The organism is Janibacter zhaoxuefangae (assembly GCF_050271985.1).
Taxonomy (GTDB): domain Bacteria; phylum Actinomycetota; class Actinomycetes; order Actinomycetales; family Dermatophilaceae.
The window spans coordinates 1,745,355-1,761,286 of record NZ_CP189849.1; the positions used below are offsets into that span (position 1 = coordinate 1,745,355).

The following is a 15,932-nucleotide window of genomic DNA, read 5'->3' on the forward strand; positions in this document are numbered from 1 at the left end:
CACTCGGGTGCAGGCCATGTCCCACCCGAAAGGCCCTCCCCATGGCACAGACCACCTTCCCCCGCGCCCCCTTCGTGCGCGGCGCCGCGCTCGCCGTCACCGCCGGCGCGATCCTGGGCATGAACGCCATGCCGGCTGCGGCCGACACGCCCACCGACGCCCACGTCGCGGGCTTCCTCGCGACCCAGTTGACCGCGGGTGGCGACCACCTCTCGACGACCTACGGCACCGACGTCTACGCCGACCACGGCCTGACCGTCGACGCCGCACTCGCCCTGACGGCCACCGGCGTCGCCGGCGATCAGTCCACGGCGGCAACCGCCTGGGTGGTCGCCAACTCGGCGGACTACGTCGGCGCGGGGACGGACGTCTACGCCGGCTCCGCGGGCAAGCTGCTGACCCTCCTCACCGCCCGCGGCGTCGACGCGTCCAACGTCGGTGGCCGGGACCTCGTGGCCGCCGTGCAGTCGACCGAGGGCGCGGATGGCCACTACGCGGACGTCTCGCCCTGGGGTGACTACTCCAACGCCATCGGCCAGGGCTTCGCGCTCATCGGCCTCCAGCGGGCGGGCGCGAACCCGTCGACAGCGGCCGTGGACTTCCTGCTCCAGCAGCAGTGCGCGGACGGCGGCTTCCGCCTCGAACTGACGGGCGACGCCTGCGTGTCCGACCCCGACGTCACCTCGATCGCCGTCCAGGCGCTCGCCGTCGTCGGTGGTCACGACGACGCCATCGCCGAGGCCGCCGCCTACCTCAAGGGCAAGCAGGCCGCTGACGGCAGCGTCAACGGCGGGACGAGCACGGACACCCCGAACAGCAACAGCACCGGCCTCGCGGCCGCCGCCTTCCGCATCGCCGGCCTCGACGCCGAGGCCACCGCTGCGCGCGCCTGGGTCGCGGGCCTCGTCTACGACTGCTCCTTCCCCGCGGCCGTGCGCGGCGGGATCGCCTACGACCAGGCCGCCTTCGACGCCCGTCTCGCCTCCGGCGACGACGCCGTGGCGGACCAGGACGTGCGCGCCACGACGCAGGCCGTGCTCGGCCTGACCGACACCGACTACACGACCGCGACCGCCGCCGGCGAGAGCGCCACCGCGCCGGTGCTCGAGTGCGCCACCGAGCCCGAGCCGACGGACGACCCGAGCGACGACCCGACGGGCTCCACGGACGAGCCGACCGGCTCCACCGAGACGCCGACCGACGACACCACCGGCCCGATCGAGAACACGCCTCTCATCCCCACCGTCGTGCAGACCGACGGCATCGCGCGAACCTCCCCGCTGCCGGCCGTCGGCGCGGGCGTCCTCGCCGTCCTGGCCGCGGGCGGCGCCCTCCTCCTCGGAGTGCGGCGACGCGGCGCCCACCGATGATCCGGCGTCCCGCGGCCACGGCGCTGCGCACGGTCGTCGCCGTCGGCTTCGCCCTTGCCACCGCGCTCGGGTTCGCGACGGCCGGTCCGGCACAGGCCGCGGCGTGCTCGGGCACGTCCGGCGTCACCGTCGTCGTGACCTTCCCCAACGGGTCGACCTCGGTCGGCTGCGCCCAGGGCGATCCGTCGACGGGCCTCGACGCGCTCGCCGGCGCCGGCTTCAGCTACGTCTTCCCCACGCGCGCGCCGGGGTTCGTGTGCCGGATCAACGGCCAGCCCGGCGCCGGCACCGACGACTGTGTCGTCGCCTCCCCCGCCAACGCGTCCTGGTCCTACTGGCACGCCCAGCCGGGCGGCTCGTGGCAGTACAGCTCGACGGGCGCCGGCGGCCACAACCCCGCCCCGGGCTCCGTCGAGGGCTGGCGCTGGGGCAGCGGCGCCGCCCCGGCCATTGCTCCCCCGGCCGCGAAGGCGACGTCGACCCCGAAGCCGACCAGCACACCCCAGCCGACGACCACGCCCACGGCGACGTCGCGTCCGACGACGACCGCGACACCCCGGAACACGACCAACTCGACGAGCAGTGGCACCGGACGTGCGACGGGCACGGGCACCGCCGCGGGGCCGACGTCCGCGGGCGCCACCGGCTCCACCTCCGCCGGCGCCACGGGCGAGAGCAGCACGAGCACCGGCGGCAAGGAAGGACGCACGAGCACCGGCACGAAGAGTGCCTCGAACGCGAGCGCGACCTCGACGCGCAGCGGAGCCGCCTCGTCCACGTCGGGCGCGACGGCCGAGGACGGGCAGACCACGTCGGCGACCGCGGACCCATCCGACGACGACGGCGGCACGCCGTGGGCCCTCCTGGGGGGAGGCCTCCTCGTGGCGGCCGTCCTCGGGGCCGGTGTCGTCGTGGCCCGACGGCGCGGGTGACGACGGCCACTGGCCCTCGCCGGCGGCGCGCGGTCCTCGCGCGCAGCCTGCACCCGGGTGCCTGGTGGGCGTGGGCGATCTGCCTCGCCGCCAGCGTGTCCCTGACGACGAACCCCCTCGTCCTCGCGCTCACCCTCGCCGTGCTCTGGCTCGTCGTCGTGTCGCGCCGGTCCGACACTCCCTGGGGTCGCGCCTTCCGGTTGTACGTCACGCTCGGGATCGTCATCGTCGTCGTGCGCATCGTCCTGCACGTCCTCGTCGGCCTCAAGTACGGCGACACCGTCCTGCTCGACCTGCCGACCCTCACGCTCCCCTCGTGGGCCGCCGGGATCACGCTGCTGGGCACCCTGCGCCTCGAGTCGCTCCTGGGCGCCGCCCTCGAGGGCCTGCGTCTGGCCACGATGATCTGCGCCATCGGCGCCGCCAACGCTCTCGCCAACCCCAAGCGGCTGCTCGCGTCCCTGCCGAGCGCACTCAACGACATCGGCAGCGCGCTCGTCGTGGCCGTCAGCGTCGCGCCCCAACTCGCCGAGAGCGTCCAGCGCGTGATGCGAGCGCGGCGGCTGCGCGGCGACGGGAAGGGGGGTCTGCGCGCCTTCCGGCAGGTTGCCATGCCCGTCCTCCAGGACACGCTCGACCGCTCGCTGCTCCTGGCTGCGGCCATGGATGCCCGCGGCTTCGGCCGCCGCGGCGAGATCGGCGTCGGCCCGCGCCGCGTCATCGGCGTCCTGTCACTGGGCGGGCTCCTCGGGGTGTGCCTAGGTGTCTACGGCCTGCTCGACGCCTCGAGCCCGTCCGTGCTCGGCCTGCCGGCCCTCGTGCTCGGCCTCGCGGCCATGGCGGGTGGGATCCATCTCGGTGGCCGCGCGGTGCGCCGCACGCGCTACCGCCCCGACCCGTGGCTGGCCCCGGAGTGGATCACCGTCGGCTGCGGCGTCGTCGCGGCCGCGGCCGCCTTCGCGACAGCCCACGTGAGCCCGGAGGACCTCCAGATGCCGCTGCAGCCTCTGGCCGCCCCCGCCGTGCCCCTGCTCGCCGTCGCCGGGCTCCTCGTGGCGGCCCTGCCCGCCTTCGTCACCCCCGAGCCGCCGACGCACCGGTCGCGCCCGGCCGTCCGCCAGGCTCCCCAGTCCGTTTCCCGATCGGCGAGATCCACCCTCACGCCGACGGGCACCCAGAGAGGCACCCCGTGACGACCCCGCTCCCCCGGTCCCGCCCGGCCGCCGCGATCGCCTTCGACCGCGTCACCATCACCTACTCGGACCAGGCCACACCGGCCCTGCGCGACGTCACCTTCGAGCTGGAAGAGGGCGAGCTCGCCCTCGTCGTCGGCCGCACCGGGTCAGGCAAGTCGACGCTGCTCGGCGCCATCAACGGGCACGTCCCCCACTTCACCGGCGGCACGCTCGCGGGCTCCGTGCGGGTGCACGGCCGGGACACCTCGACGCACCGACCGCGCGACCTCGCCGACCTCGTGGGTGTCGTCGGGCAGGACCCGCTCGCGGGATTCGTCACGGACACCGTCGAGGAGGAGCTCGCCTACGGCATGGAGCAGCTCGGCCTGGGTGCGGCGACCATGCGCAAGCGCGTCGAGGAGGCCCTCGACGTCCTCGGCATCGCGGACCTGCGGCGGGCCGCCCTCGCCGAGCTCTCCGGTGGGCAGCAGCAGCGCGTGGCCATCGGCGCCGTCCTCACCACGCACCCGCGCGTCATCGTCCTCGACGAACCGACGTCCGCGCTCGACCCCACCGGCGCCGAGGAGGTGCTCGCCTCGATCACCCGACTGGCCCACGACCTCGCCGTCACCATCGTCGTCGCGGAACACCGCATCGAGCGAGTCCTTCAGTACGCCGACAGCGTCCTGCACGTCGCCGACGGTCACGTCACGCACGCCGACCCGGCGACCGCCATGGTCACGGCCAGCGTCGCGCCACCGGTCGTCGAACTCGGCCGCTGGGCGCAGTGGTCTCCTCTTCCGCTGTCCGTGCGCGACGCCCGTCGACGCGCCCACGACCTGCGGGACCGCCTCGCCGACGGCGAGCAGGCGTCGAGCCACCGGGCTGCTGCCGAGGAGACCGTTGAGGATGCCCGGGTGGCCACTCCCGGGGAAGCCGCCCTGAGCGCCCGCGGCGTCGTCGTCACCTACGGCGACCTTCCCGCCGTCGCCGGGGTCGACCTCAGCGTCCCGGATGGTCAGGTGGTCGCCCTCATGGGTCGCAACGGCTGCGGCAAGTCGACCCTGCTCTGGGCTCTCCAGGGCAGCGGACCGCGCGACGCCGGTGAGGTGACCGTCCCCGCACCCCGTGCACCCGAACCCCGGACAGCCAGACAGACCGGTGACGCGGCCCGCGTCGACCCGGCCGCGCTGTCGGCCGCCGACCGTCGCCGCCTCGTCGGGATGGTGCCGCAGACCGCGAGCGACCTGCTCTACCTCGAGACCGTCGCGGACGAGTGCGCCCAGGCCGACACCGAGTCCAGGGCCACCGCCGGCACCTGCGCCGCCCTGCTCGACCGGATCGCCCCCGGCATCCCCCCTGCGCGCCACCCCCGCGACCTGTCCGTGGGCCAGCAACTCGCGCTCGTCCTCGCCGTCCAGCTCACGGCCGGCCCGCGCCTGCTCCTGCTCGATGAGCCCACCCGTGGCCTCGACTACGGCGCGAAGGCGGCCCTGCGCGACGTCCTGCGCGACCTCGCCGCCGCGGGACGCTCGGTCATCGTCGCCACCCACGACGTCGAGTTCGTCGCGGAGGCCGTCGACCGCGTCGTCGTCATGGCCAGCGGCGAGGTCGTGGCCGACGGCCCCACGGCCGAGGTCGTCGTGTCCTCGCCCGCCTTCGCACCGCAGGTCGCCAAGATCACGGCGCCGGGTCCGTGGCTCACCGTCGACCACGTCGTCGCGGCACTCGGGCGCGGCGCGCCGTGAGTCGCGGCGCCGCCATCCGGCTGCGGCCCCGGTCGCTGGCCGCCGTCGTCATCGCGTCCGCCATCGGTCTCATGGCCTTCCTGTGGCCGCTCGTGCTCACGCCCGCGCCGGGCGCGACGGGCGGCGGCACCGCGCCACTCCTCTTCGCCCTCCTGCTGCCGGTCGTGCTCGGCGTCGTCCTCGTCGAGATGTCCGACGGCGGCATGGACGTCAAGGCCATCGCCCTGCTCGGCGTCCTCGCCGCGGTGGGGGCCGTGCTGCGCCCCATGGGGGCCGGCGCGGCCGGCCTCGAGACCGTCTTCTTCCTCCTCGTCCTCGCCGGCCGCGTCTTCGGCGCGGGCTTCGGCTTCGCCCTCGGGGCCATCACCCTCTTCGCCTCGGCCCTGCTCACGGCCGGGATCGGTCCGTGGCTGCCGTACCAGATGCTCGGTGCCGCCTGGGTGGGTCTGGGCGCCGGACTGCTCCCCCCGGCCAAGGGGCGCCTCGAGGTCGCCATGCTCGCGGCCTACGGCGCGGTGGCCGGACTGCTCTACGGCGTCGCGCTCAACTTCTCCTTCTGGCCCTTCAGCACCCAGGGCGAGGCGGCGCTCACCTTCGTGCCGGGAGCGCCCGTGACCGAGAACCTCACGCGCTTCCTCACCTTCACGCTGACCACCTCGGTCGGCTGGGACCTCGGCCGGGCCCTGACGAATGCCGTCCTCATCCTCATCACCGGGCGCTCCGTGCTCGGGGCCCTGCGCCGGGCCTCGCGGCGGGCGGCCTTCGAGGCACCGGTCCGCTTCGTCGACACGGCGCGGGCGGCCGAGCACCGCTGAGAGCCTTTGGCACAATCGCCGTATGGCACCGATCGAGCTCGACCGCAACGAGTCCTGGCTGTCCCGCGAGGAGTTGGAGGGCGTCCGCGGACGCGTGCCGATCCTCTACGTCAACGCCGTCCCCGTGCGGGTCGAGGACTCGGGCACCGTGACCGCCGTCGGCCTGTTGCTGCGCGCCTCGGGCAGCGGCGGCATGGCCCACGAGCTCGTCTCGGGCCGCGTGATGTACCACGAGCGGATCCGCGACGCGCTGCTGCGCCACCTCGAGAAGGACCTCGGTCCCGTGGCCCTGCCCAAGGTCCCCGCCAGCCCGCAGCCCTTCACGATCGCCGAGTACTTCCCCACCCCCGGCATCACGCCGTACCACGACCCCCGCCAGCACGCGGTCTCGCTGGCCTACATCGTGCCCGTGACCGGCGACTGCGCGCCGCAGCAGGACGCCCTCGACCTCGCCTGGCTCACGCCCGAGGAGGCCGCCCGTCCGTCGGTCATCGAGGACATGGACGGCGGCCACGGGGTCCTGCTCCGCCAGGCCCTCGCCCACCTCGGCCACCCGATCTGAGCGGACGAGAGGCGCGGGACCGACTCAGTCGGTGAACTCGTCCTTGGTGCGCTTCATGTCCCGCTCGTCGTGGGCGAAGGCCTCCTCCGGCGTGGGCGCCGTCCCGCCGAACCGGGCCGGCAGGAAGGCAAGGTCGCTGCCCGTCATCTCGGGGTAGGCGGCGATGGACTCGTCGAGCATCGTCCGCATCACCTCGCGCAGCCGGAGCGTGGCGTCCTTGGCGTTCTCCCCCTTGGCGATGTGGAACGGCTCACCGACGGTGACGAAGATCGGGATGTTGCTGCGCTTGAGGTTCTTCGGGTTGTCCTTGGTCCAGACCCGCTGGGCGCCCCAGACGATGGTCGGCAGGATGGGCACCCCGGCCAGCTGCGCCATGCGGACCGCACCCGTCTTGAGTTCCTTGATCTCGAAGGAACGCGACATCGTCGCCTCCGGATAGACGCCGACGATCTCGCCGTCCTTGAGTCGCTGCACGGCCATCTGGAAGGCGGCCACCCCGGCCTGGCGATCCACGGGGATGTGCTTGAGGGAGCGCATCACCTTGCCGGCCCAGCGGTGCGACCAGATGGACTTCTTCGCCATGAACCGGACGTAGCGACCGCTCTTGCGGGCCGCGAGGCCGGCGTAGAGGAAGTCGAGGTAACCGGTGTGGTTGATCGCCATGATGGCGCCGCCGGTCTTCGGGACGTGCTCCTCGCCCCGGACCCTGAAGGACAGGCCCTGGGCGAAGAAGGCAGTGCGGGCGGCGACGATGACGCTCTGGTATCCGGGCTCCATGGCCCAAACCCTACGGCGCCGCGCATCCCCCGGGGCGCCCGTCCACCGCGTCGTCCGGCCACCGGTTGGTGAGGTCGACCACGGAGGTGGGAAGATGCCGCCCATGACCGACTCCCTCACGTCACCCCGTGCTGTCTCCGTCCCGGACAAGCCGTCGCTCGACGGCCTTGAGGACAAGTGGGGTGCCGTATGGCAGCAGGAGCAGGTCTACGCCTTCGACCGTGACGGTGCGAAGGAGAAGGTCTTCTCCGTCGACACGCCACCGCCGACCGCGTCCGGCTCCCTGCACATGGGTCACGTCTTCTCCTACACGCACACCGACTGCATGGCGCGCTACAAGCGGATGCAGGGCTTCAACGTCTTCTACCCGATCGGCTGGGACGACAACGGTCTGCCGACCGAGAAGCGGGTGCAGAACTACTACGGCGTGCGCGGCGACGCGACGCTCCCCTACGACCCCGACTTCGAGCCGCCCTTCCAGGGTGACGTGAAGTCGATCAAGGCTGCCGACCAGAAGCCGATCTCGCGCCAGAACTTCATCGAGCTCTGCGACATCCTCACCGTCAAGGACGAGGAGGCGTTCGAGTCCCTCTTCCGCCGGCTCGGCTTCTCCCTCGACTGGGGGATCACCTACCGCACCATCGACGACCACTCCCGCGCCACCGCCCAGCAGGCCTTCCTGCGCAATCTTGCGCGCGGCGAGGCCTACACCGCGGAGGCCCCGGGCCTGTGGGACGTCACCTTCCAGACCGCCGTGGCCCAGGCCGAGCTCGAGGCTCGCGACTACCCCGGCGCCTACCACCGCGTCGCCTTCCACCGCCCCGACGGCGAGACCGTGCACATCGAGACGACCCGTCCCGAGCTGCTCCCGGCCTGCGTCGCCCTCATCGCCCACCCCGACGACGAGCGCTACCAGAGCCTCTTCGGCACGACCGTGACGAGCCCACTCTTCGGCGTCGAGATCCCGGTCGTGGCCCACCGCGCGGCCGAGATGGACAAGGGCGCCGGCATCGCCATGTGCTGCACCTTCGGTGACCTCACCGACGTCATCTGGTGGCGCGAACTGCAGCTGCCGACGCGCTCGGTGATCACCCGCAACGGGCGCATCCAGTCCGAGACGCCCGAGTGGCTCGAGCAGGACCTCGGTCGCTCCGTCTTCGCGGACATGGCCGGACAGACCGTGCACTCGGCCCGCGAGACCGTCGTGGCCGCCCTGCGCGAGTCCGGCGACCTCGAGGGTGAGCCGCAGAAGACCCAGCGCAAGGCCAACTTCTACGAGCGCGGCGAGAAGCCGCTCGAGATCGTCACCTCGCGCCAGTGGTACATCCGCAACGGTGGCCGCGACGCGGACCTCAACGCGGCGCTCGTCGCCCGCGGCGACGAGATCGACTTCCACCCCGAGTTCATGCGCGCCCGCTACAAGAACTGGGTCGAGGGACTCAACGGTGACTGGCTCGTGAGCCGGCAGCGCTTCTTCGGCGTGCCGATCCCCGTCTGGTACCCGCTGGACGCGGACGGTCAGCCGGACCACTCCGCGCCGATCGTGCCCGCCGAGGACGCCCTTCCCGTCGACCCCGCCAATGAGCCTGCTCCCGGCTACGACGAGTCCCAGCGCGGCGTGCCCGGCGGCTTCGCCGGCGACCCGGACGTCATGGACACGTGGGCCACCTCGTCCCTCAGCCCGCAGATCGCCGGCCACTGGCGCGACGACCCCGAGCTCTTCGCCAAGGTCTTCCCGATGGACGTCCGTCCTCAGGCCCACGACATCATCCGGACCTGGCTCTTCGCGACGACGGTGCGCGCCCACTTCGAGCACGGCACCGCGCCGTGGAAGAACGCCGCGATCAGCGGCTGGATCCTCGACCCCGACCGCAAGAAGATGTCGAAGTCCAAGGGCACCGCGGTGACCCCGGAGGACGTCGTCGTCGAGCACTCGGCCGACGCCGTGCGCTACTGGGCGGCCAGCGGCCGCCTCGGCACCGACGCCGCCTACGACACCGGACAGATGAAGGTCGGCCGCCGCCTGGCCATCAAGCTGCTCAACGCGAGCAAGTTCGCCCTGACCTTCGGCGACGTCGAGGGCGACCTGCGGGCCGCCGTCACCAACCCCCTCGACGCCTCCGTCCTCGCGGCGCTGGCCACCGTCATCGAGCAGGCCACGGCCGGCTTCGAGAAGTGGGACTACACCCGCAGCCTCGAGGTCACCGAGACCTTCTTCTGGACCTTCTGCGACGACTACCTCGAGCTCGTCAAGGACCGCGCCTACGGCGGCCGTGAGGGTGCCGACGTCGACCCCGCGGACGCCGCCTCGGCCCGGGCCGCGCTCCGGATCGCGCTCGACGCCCTGCTGCGCCTGCTCGCGCCGTTCCTCCCCTACGCCACGGAGGAGGTCTGGTCCTGGTGGCACGAGGGCTCGGTCCACCGCGCGCCGTGGCCCACCGCCGACGAGGTCGCCATCTCCGGCGGCAACGCCGCCGTGCTGCCGGCCGTCGGCGAGGCCCTCAGCCAGGTCCGCAAGGCCAAGTCCGACGCGAAGGTCGGCATGCGCAGCGAAATCACCGCGGCGACCCTCGTGGGTCCCGCTGCGACGCTCGAGCTCGTGCGCCTCGGCGAGGGCGACCTGCGCGCCGCCGGCCGCGTCACGGGTGACCTGACCTACGCCGACGGCGAGGCCGTGGAGCTGCGCGACCCGCAGATCATCCCCTTCGTCAAGCCACCCAAGGACTGACGCGCATGAGCGGAGCCCCTCGCCGACGGCGGGGGGCTCTGCTCATGGGAGCGTCATCGTCTCCGGGACCGGCCCGTTCGGGTGCGGCAGGAGGTGACGGATGCGTTCGGCGGACGTCGTCGTCACGGGGACCCGACGCAGCCCCGTCGGCTGCACGGCGATCCAGGGGTGCGACCAACCGCTGAGGTGGAGGTCGCGGCGCCGGAACTCGCCGGCGTCGAGTTCGGTGACCCGACCGGTCCCCGGGTCGTAGACGTCGAGCGCGGCGCCGCCGTCGCCCGGCAGGACCAGGGTCACGTGGCGCGGCAGCCAGCGGTCGCCGACGAAGAGCAGCGCGGGCTCCCCGTGGGCGACGACCTCCCGCAGCCGGTGGAATCCCCGTGCGAGAGCCGCCGGGCGCCGACCGCGCAGCACCACGGTCTCGTAGGTCGTGCCGTTGCGCGAGGCTCCGAACTCGAGCTCGCGACGGGCTCCCCACGGCGGCGTCCCGAGCGACCTCGGCCAGGGCAGGGACCACGAGCCGTCCCACCCTCGCACCCCGTTCGTGCGGGCCAGCACGAGCCGCTCGTGGGCGGCGAAACGCTCCTGCTCGGTGGCCCGGACGGGTAGTCCCGGCAGGCGCGGCTCACCCGTGGTCATCCACCGGGCGAAGGCGGGATCAACGAGCATGCGGGCCACCGTGAGGCAGGCGGAACCGCACGTCACCGGGCTCTGTTGGACGGGTCCGGTGTCGCCGCTGCGCAATTGGAATCCGGGCGCACTCACGCGGCCATCCTCTCGCGAGGCGCGGGCTCAGTCCATCGTCCGAGCGGCCGTCAGGCGGAGCGCTTCTGCTTCCGCTTACCGCCGGCCGCCTCGTCGTCGTGCCGCACGATCGTCGGCAGCACGTTGGACTCGACGACCTCGCGGGTCACGACCACGCGGGCGATGCCGTCGTCGCTGGGGACGTCGAACATGACGGGCATGAGGACCTCCTCCATGATCGCGCGCAGACCGCGGGCACCGGTGGCACGAGCCAGCGCCTGGTCGGCGATGGCCGCCACGGCGTCGTCCGTGAACTCGAGCTCGACACCGTCGATCTCGAACATCTTGCGGTACTGCTTGACGAGCGCGTTCTTCGGCTCGGTGAGGATGCGCACGAGGGCGTCCTGATCGAGCGGGGTGACGGTCGTGATCACGGGCAGGCGGCCGATGAACTCCGGGATCAGCCCGAACTTCATGAGGTCCTCGGGCATGACCTCGACGATCGAGGTGGCGAGGTCCTTCGGCCTGTGCAGCTCGGAGCCGAAGCCGAGCCCCTTCTTGCCGTTGCGCGACTCGATGAGCTTCTCCAAGCCGGCGAAGGCGCCACCGACGATGAAGAGCACGTTGGTCGTGTCGATCTGGATGAACTCCTGGTGGGGGTGCTTGCGCCCGCCCTGCGGCGGCACGGAGGCGGTCGTCCCCTCGAGGATCTTCAGCAGCGCCTGCTGGACGCCCTCACCCGACACGTCGCGGGTGATCGACGGGTTCTCGCTCTTGCGGGCGATCTTGTCGACCTCGTCGATGTAGATGATCCCGCTCTCGGCCTTCTTGACGTCGTAGTCAGCGGCCTGGATGAGCTTGAGCAGGATGTTCTCGACGTCCTCGCCGACGTAGCCGGCCTCGGTCAGCGCCGTCGCGTCCGCGATGGCGAAGGGGACGTTGAGCATCTTGGCGAGGGTCTGCGCGAGATAGGTCTTGCCGCAGCCCGTGGGCCCGATCAGGAGGATGTTGGACTTCGCGATGTCGACGTGGTCGGCGTCGCGCTTGCCCGCCGAGGCCTCGATCGACTGGATGCGCTTGTAGTGGTTGTAGACCGCGACGGCCAGGGACCGCTTCGCCTGGTCCTGCCCGATGATGTAGGTCTCGAGGAAGTCGAAGATCTCGCGCGGCTTGGGCAGTTCGTCGAGGCCGAGGTCACTGGACTCGGCCAGCTCCTCCTCGATGATCTCGTTGCAGAGGTCGATGCACTCGTCGCAGATGTAGACGCCGGGCCCGGCGATGAGCTTCTTGACCTGCTTCTGGCTCTTCCCACAGAAAGAGCACTTCAGGAGGTCGCCACCTTCGCTCACTCGTGCCACGCCCGCATCCTTTCCTTGCCTGGCCCACCCGGACGGGCGGCCCATCGATCCCTGACGCTACCCGGATCGCTTCGCTCTGGGGTCCATTGAACGCCGCCCGAGGCCCGCGAGTCGCCCTTGTCCGCTGACAGCGGACAGGACCACCCGGTCCAGCCCGCACACGACGGCGCCCGCCACCGGAAGGAGGCGGGCGCCGAGTCGTGCGGGGAGCCTCAGACCTCGTCCGAGGCCTTGCGCGAACCGAGGATCTCGTCGATGAGGCCGTACTCCTTGGCCTCCTGCGCGGAGAGGATCTTGTCGCGCTCGATGTCCTCGCGGACCTCCTCGGGCGACTTGCCGGAGTGCTTGGCCCAGGTCTCCTCGAGCCAGGTCCGCATGCGGAGCACCTCGTTGGCCTGGATCTCGATGTCGGACGCCTGACCGTAGTCACCGCCGGCCAGCGCGGGCTGGTGGATGAGGACGCGGCCGTTGGGGAGGCTGAAGCGCTTCCCCTTCGCACCGGCCGCCAGCAGGACCGCGGCCGCGGAGGCGGCCTGGCCGATGACGAAGGTCTGGATGTCCGGACGGATGTACTGCATCGTGTCGTAGATCGCCGTCATCGCGGTGAACGAGCCACCCGGGCTGTTGATGTACATCAGAATGTCGCGGTCGGGGTCCTGGGACTCGAGCACGAGCAGCTGGGCGATGATGTCGTCCGCCGACGCGTCGTCGACCTGCACGCCGAGGAAGATGATGCGGTCCTCGAAGAGCTTCGTGTAGGGGTCGAGGCGCTTCGTCCCGTAGGACGTCCGCTCCTCGAACTGCGGGAGGATGTAGCGGCTGGAGGGCGCCTGCATCGGCAGACGCGCGCCACCGTGGGCGAGGGGGTTGATGTCCATGAGTTCTCCTGAAGTCCTTCCGTGGCCGCTCAGTTGTCGCCCGTGACGGGGTTGTCACCGTCGGCCGGGGAGGCCTGCGAGGCGCTCGTGAACACGTGGTCGACGAAGCCGTACTCCTTGGCGTCCGCCGCACCGAACCAGCGGTCGCGGTCGGAGTCGCGCTCGATCTGCTCCTTCGTCTGGCCCGTGTGCTCGGCGATGAGCTCGGCGAGGTCACGCTTCATGCCGAGCAGCAGCTCGGCCTGCGTCTTGATGTCGGAGGCGGTGCCACCGATGCCGCCCGAGGGCTGGTGCATCATGATCTTCGCGTGCGGGGTGGCGTAGCGCTTGCCCTTGGTCCCGGCGCTGAGCAGGAACTGGCCCATGCTCGCGGCGAGGCCCATGGCGACGGTCGCGACGTCGTTGGGGATCCACTTCATCGTGTCGTAGATCGCCATGCCGGCCGTGACCGAACCACCCGGGCTGTTGATGTAGAGCCAGATGTCCTTCTCCGGGTCCTCGGCCGCCAGCAGCAGCATCTGCGCACAGATGGCGTTGGCGTTGTCGTCGCGGACCTCGGAGCCGAGGAAGATGATGCGCTCCTTGAGGAGCCGGTTGTAGATGTGGTCGTCGAGACCGAACGAACCGGCCGGTCCGTTGGCGACGACCTCGTTGCTGTTGCTCACTGTCTCTCCATCCCGCTGCACGGTCGCAGGCGTGTCCGGTGGTGGTGCACGTCCGGCGGACGCCGGTGGACGCGTCATCCGTGGTGCTGTGCTTGCCTGTCAGTGACCCTAACGCCCGCTCTCGACGGGAGAATCCCGATCCGTCGCGGTGTTCGCCCTGAGCGCAAGGCTCAGGACAGGGAGGGGAACTCCCCGGCGTCGCCGATCGGGTGCCCGGCCCGGTCGCGGGCCCACCGTGGGAGGACGAAGACGGCCTGCGCCTCGGCGGTGACCCGACCCTGAGGATCTCGCATGACGCCCTCGACGCTCGTCTTCCAGTCGCCTCGCTCGGCGACCCACGCCTCGCAGGTCAACGTCCCGAGCGGGGTCGGGCGCCGGTAGGTGACGCTCAGGTTGGCGGTCAGTCCCGGGACGCCGATGACCATGGGCACCGTGCCGAGGACCTGGTCGAGGACGAGGGCGATCATGCCGCCGTGCAGGTGTCCGGGCGGGCCCTCGTAGGCGGCGCCGACGGTGAAGGTGGTCTCGGCGCGACCTTCGGGGTCCTTGGTGATGTGCAGCGGCGGGGCGATCGGGTTGCGGGCGCCCACCGCGGGGTTGCCGTGGTCGCGCAGCATCCCGTCCGAGGAGACCTCGAGACCGAGCGGGCCGGGCTGGGCGCTGGCGGACAGCACGTCGGCGAGGGCCTGTGCCTGCGCCGTCCACTCGCCGACCTGCTCCGGGGTCGCCCGGGTGCGCACGCTGGCGTCGACGAGGTCACGGACCGCATCGGCCAGGGCGGCGTACGCGCGCTCCTCCTCGGCGAGGGCAACCGGGTCGGCGGGCGGCTCGGGGGCGGCGAAGGTGCCGTCGGTCATGCGGGTCCTCCAGTGGTGAGTGAGTCGTCCGTGTCCGCCGCGCTGGCGGGTTCGCGCACGGCAGGCAGGACGAGCAGTGCCGGGACGATCAGGGCACCGACAGCCAACAGGGCCTGAAGGACACCATAGTGATCGCCCGGGAAGCCGAGCAGCGGCGGTCCGGCGAGGAACGCGGCGTAGCCGAACGCCCACTCCGCGCGACGGGCTATGGGACGACGATGCCGCGTCCGCGCAGGGTGCCAGCGTGCATCCGCTCGTACACGACCGGCGCCTCATCCAAGCCAAACGTCTCGGTCTCGACGTGGATCGCGCCGACCCGCGCCAGCTCGAGAACCTCCTCGAGCTCCGGGCGCGAACCCCAGTACGGCGACCACACCCGCACCTCGTGCGGCAGGCTGAAGAAGCCGACCGGCACGCTCCCCGGCCCGACTCCGACGATGACCAGATCCGACTCGGCGTGAACCATCGTGGCCGCGAGCGCCGTCGTTGCGTCGGCGGCCACGAAATCGAAGACCACGGTCGCGCCGAGCCCGCCGCTGAGCCTGCGTATCTCATCGACCGCGGCCGAGTCCGATGCAAACGCGTGGTCGGCGCCGACGTCCAACGCGAGCTGGCGCGCTGCCTCCTTCGCGTCGAGCGCCACCACCGTGGCTGCACTCAACGCCTTGAGAATCTGCACCGCGACGTGCCCGAGTCCGCCCACTCCGATGACGACGGCGACGCTGCCCGGCAGCAGTTTCGGCAGGGTTGGCTTGATGGCGTGGTACGGCGTGAGACCCGCGTCCGTGAGGGCGACGCTGGCGACGGGGTCGAGGTCACCCAGACGCACCAGGTGCCGCGGGCTGTCGACGATCATGAACTCCGCCATCGAACCCGGCGCACCGAGGCCAGGAGGCTGGATCGCCCGCTCCTCGGCAAACCGGCAGTAGTTCTCCTTGCCCTGCGCGCAGGCGTGGCACAGCCCGCAGCCCCACGGCCCATACACCGCGACCGATTCGCCGACCTCGACTCCGGAGGCGCCCTCACCCAGCTCCTCGACGATGCCCGCGCCTTCGTGACCCAGCGTCAGTGGCAGGCCGAAGGTGTACTGCTCCTCCGGCAGCGACATGATGAACTCGTCCGAGTGGCACGCTCCCGACGCGGTGATCCGCAGCAGGACCTCACCGGGACCCGGCGTCGGCTTCTCGACGTCCACCACCCGCGGCGGCCGTCCGATCTCGACGTACTGGCAAGCCTTCACGGTCGATCCTTCGGTTGGCTACTCCCCACGCTAGCGGCGCGCTGCCACAGGAGGGAGTGCAATGGCGAAGATGGCCCCGGGGC

General features: G+C 71.8%; 14 protein-coding genes. 7 read left to right on the forward strand and 7 right to left on the reverse strand.

Features of this window, described 5'->3' with window-relative positions; genetic code table 11:
* Window positions 1-41 precede the first annotated feature (41 nt).
* The 6 genes from ACQBAS_RS08210 to ACQBAS_RS08235 are packed head-to-tail and all read left to right on the forward strand — an operon-like array spanning window position 42 to window position 6,602.
* The gene (locus ACQBAS_RS08210; protein ID WP_427383316.1) at window positions 42-1,370 is read left to right on the forward strand and encodes a hypothetical protein; all 1,329 of its coding nucleotides are present in this window, start codon (window positions 42-44) and stop codon (window positions 1,368-1,370) included.
* The gene (locus ACQBAS_RS08215; protein ID WP_427383317.1) at window positions 1,367-2,302 is read left to right on the forward strand and encodes a hypothetical protein; all 936 of its coding nucleotides are present in this window, start codon (window positions 1,367-1,369) and stop codon (window positions 2,300-2,302) included. The genes ACQBAS_RS08210 and ACQBAS_RS08215 overlap by 4 nt, the downstream gene beginning before the upstream one ends.
* Window positions 2,299-3,495, forward strand: coding sequence for an energy-coupling factor transporter transmembrane component T (locus tag ACQBAS_RS08220; RefSeq protein WP_427383318.1), 1,197 nt, complete (start codon window positions 2,299-2,301; stop codon window positions 3,493-3,495). Before ACQBAS_RS08215 ends, ACQBAS_RS08220 begins: the two co-directional genes overlap by 4 nt.
* The gene (locus ACQBAS_RS08225) at window positions 3,492-5,225 is read left to right on the forward strand and encodes an ABC transporter ATP-binding protein (protein WP_427383319.1); all 1,734 of its coding nucleotides are present in this window, start codon (window positions 3,492-3,494) and stop codon (window positions 5,223-5,225) included. The genes ACQBAS_RS08220 and ACQBAS_RS08225 overlap by 4 nt, the downstream gene beginning before the upstream one ends.
* A complete protein-coding gene (locus ACQBAS_RS08230) occupies window positions 5,222-6,040 on the forward strand; it encodes an ECF transporter S component (protein ID WP_427383320.1) in 819 nt (272 codons plus the stop codon). The genes ACQBAS_RS08225 and ACQBAS_RS08230 overlap by 4 nt, the downstream gene beginning before the upstream one ends.
* A gap of 22 nt (window positions 6,041-6,062) precedes the next feature.
* Window positions 6,063-6,602: an NUDIX hydrolase family protein gene (locus ACQBAS_RS08235; protein ID WP_427383321.1), complete on the forward strand. Its 540-nt coding sequence runs from the start codon at window positions 6,063-6,065 to the stop codon at window positions 6,600-6,602.
* A gap of 24 nt (window positions 6,603-6,626) precedes the next feature.
* Here the strand turns inward: ACQBAS_RS08235 and ACQBAS_RS08240 are convergent, their stop codons facing one another.
* On the reverse strand, window positions 6,627-7,379 hold the full coding sequence (locus tag ACQBAS_RS08240; RefSeq protein ID WP_427383322.1) for a lysophospholipid acyltransferase family protein: 753 nt from the start codon (window positions 7,377-7,379) through the stop codon (window positions 6,627-6,629).
* A gap of 103 nt (window positions 7,380-7,482) precedes the next feature.
* Here ACQBAS_RS08240 and valS point away from each other — a divergent pair, with 103 nt between their 5' ends.
* A complete protein-coding gene (gene valS, locus ACQBAS_RS08245; protein WP_427383323.1) occupies window positions 7,483-10,107 on the forward strand; it encodes a valine--tRNA ligase in 2,625 nt (874 codons plus the stop codon).
* 42 nt (window positions 10,108-10,149) lie between these two features.
* On the opposite strand, the gene ACQBAS_RS08250 is transcribed toward valS, so the two are convergent.
* The 6 genes from ACQBAS_RS08250 to ACQBAS_RS08275 form a co-directional block, all read right to left on the reverse strand.
* Window positions 10,150-10,872, reverse strand: coding sequence for a hypothetical protein (locus ACQBAS_RS08250; RefSeq protein WP_427383324.1), 723 nt, complete (start codon window positions 10,870-10,872; stop codon window positions 10,150-10,152).
* Between the two features lie 50 nt (window positions 10,873-10,922).
* Window positions 10,923-12,209: an ATP-dependent Clp protease ATP-binding subunit ClpX gene (gene clpX, locus ACQBAS_RS08255; protein ID WP_427383325.1), complete on the reverse strand. Its 1,287-nt coding sequence runs from the start codon at window positions 12,207-12,209 to the stop codon at window positions 10,923-10,925.
* 212 nt (window positions 12,210-12,421) lie between these two features.
* Window positions 12,422-13,087 (reverse strand): ATP-dependent Clp protease proteolytic subunit, encoded by a 666-nt coding sequence (locus ACQBAS_RS08260; RefSeq protein WP_427383326.1) that lies wholly within the window; start codon window positions 13,085-13,087, stop codon window positions 12,422-12,424.
* Window positions 13,088-13,116: 29 nt separating this feature from the next.
* Window positions 13,117-13,752: an ATP-dependent Clp protease proteolytic subunit gene (locus ACQBAS_RS08265; RefSeq protein WP_427383327.1), complete on the reverse strand. Its 636-nt coding sequence runs from the start codon at window positions 13,750-13,752 to the stop codon at window positions 13,117-13,119.
* A gap of 170 nt (window positions 13,753-13,922) precedes the next feature.
* Window positions 13,923-14,609, reverse strand: coding sequence for a PaaI family thioesterase (locus ACQBAS_RS08270; protein ID WP_427383328.1), 687 nt, complete (start codon window positions 14,607-14,609; stop codon window positions 13,923-13,925).
* 205 nt (window positions 14,610-14,814) lie between these two features.
* Window positions 14,815-15,849 carry an NAD(P)-dependent alcohol dehydrogenase gene (locus ACQBAS_RS08275; protein ID WP_427383329.1) on the reverse strand — a complete coding sequence of 345 codons (1,035 nt, stop codon included), beginning with the start codon at window positions 15,847-15,849 and terminating at the stop codon, window positions 14,815-14,817.
* Between the last annotated feature and the right edge of the window lie 83 nt (window positions 15,850-15,932).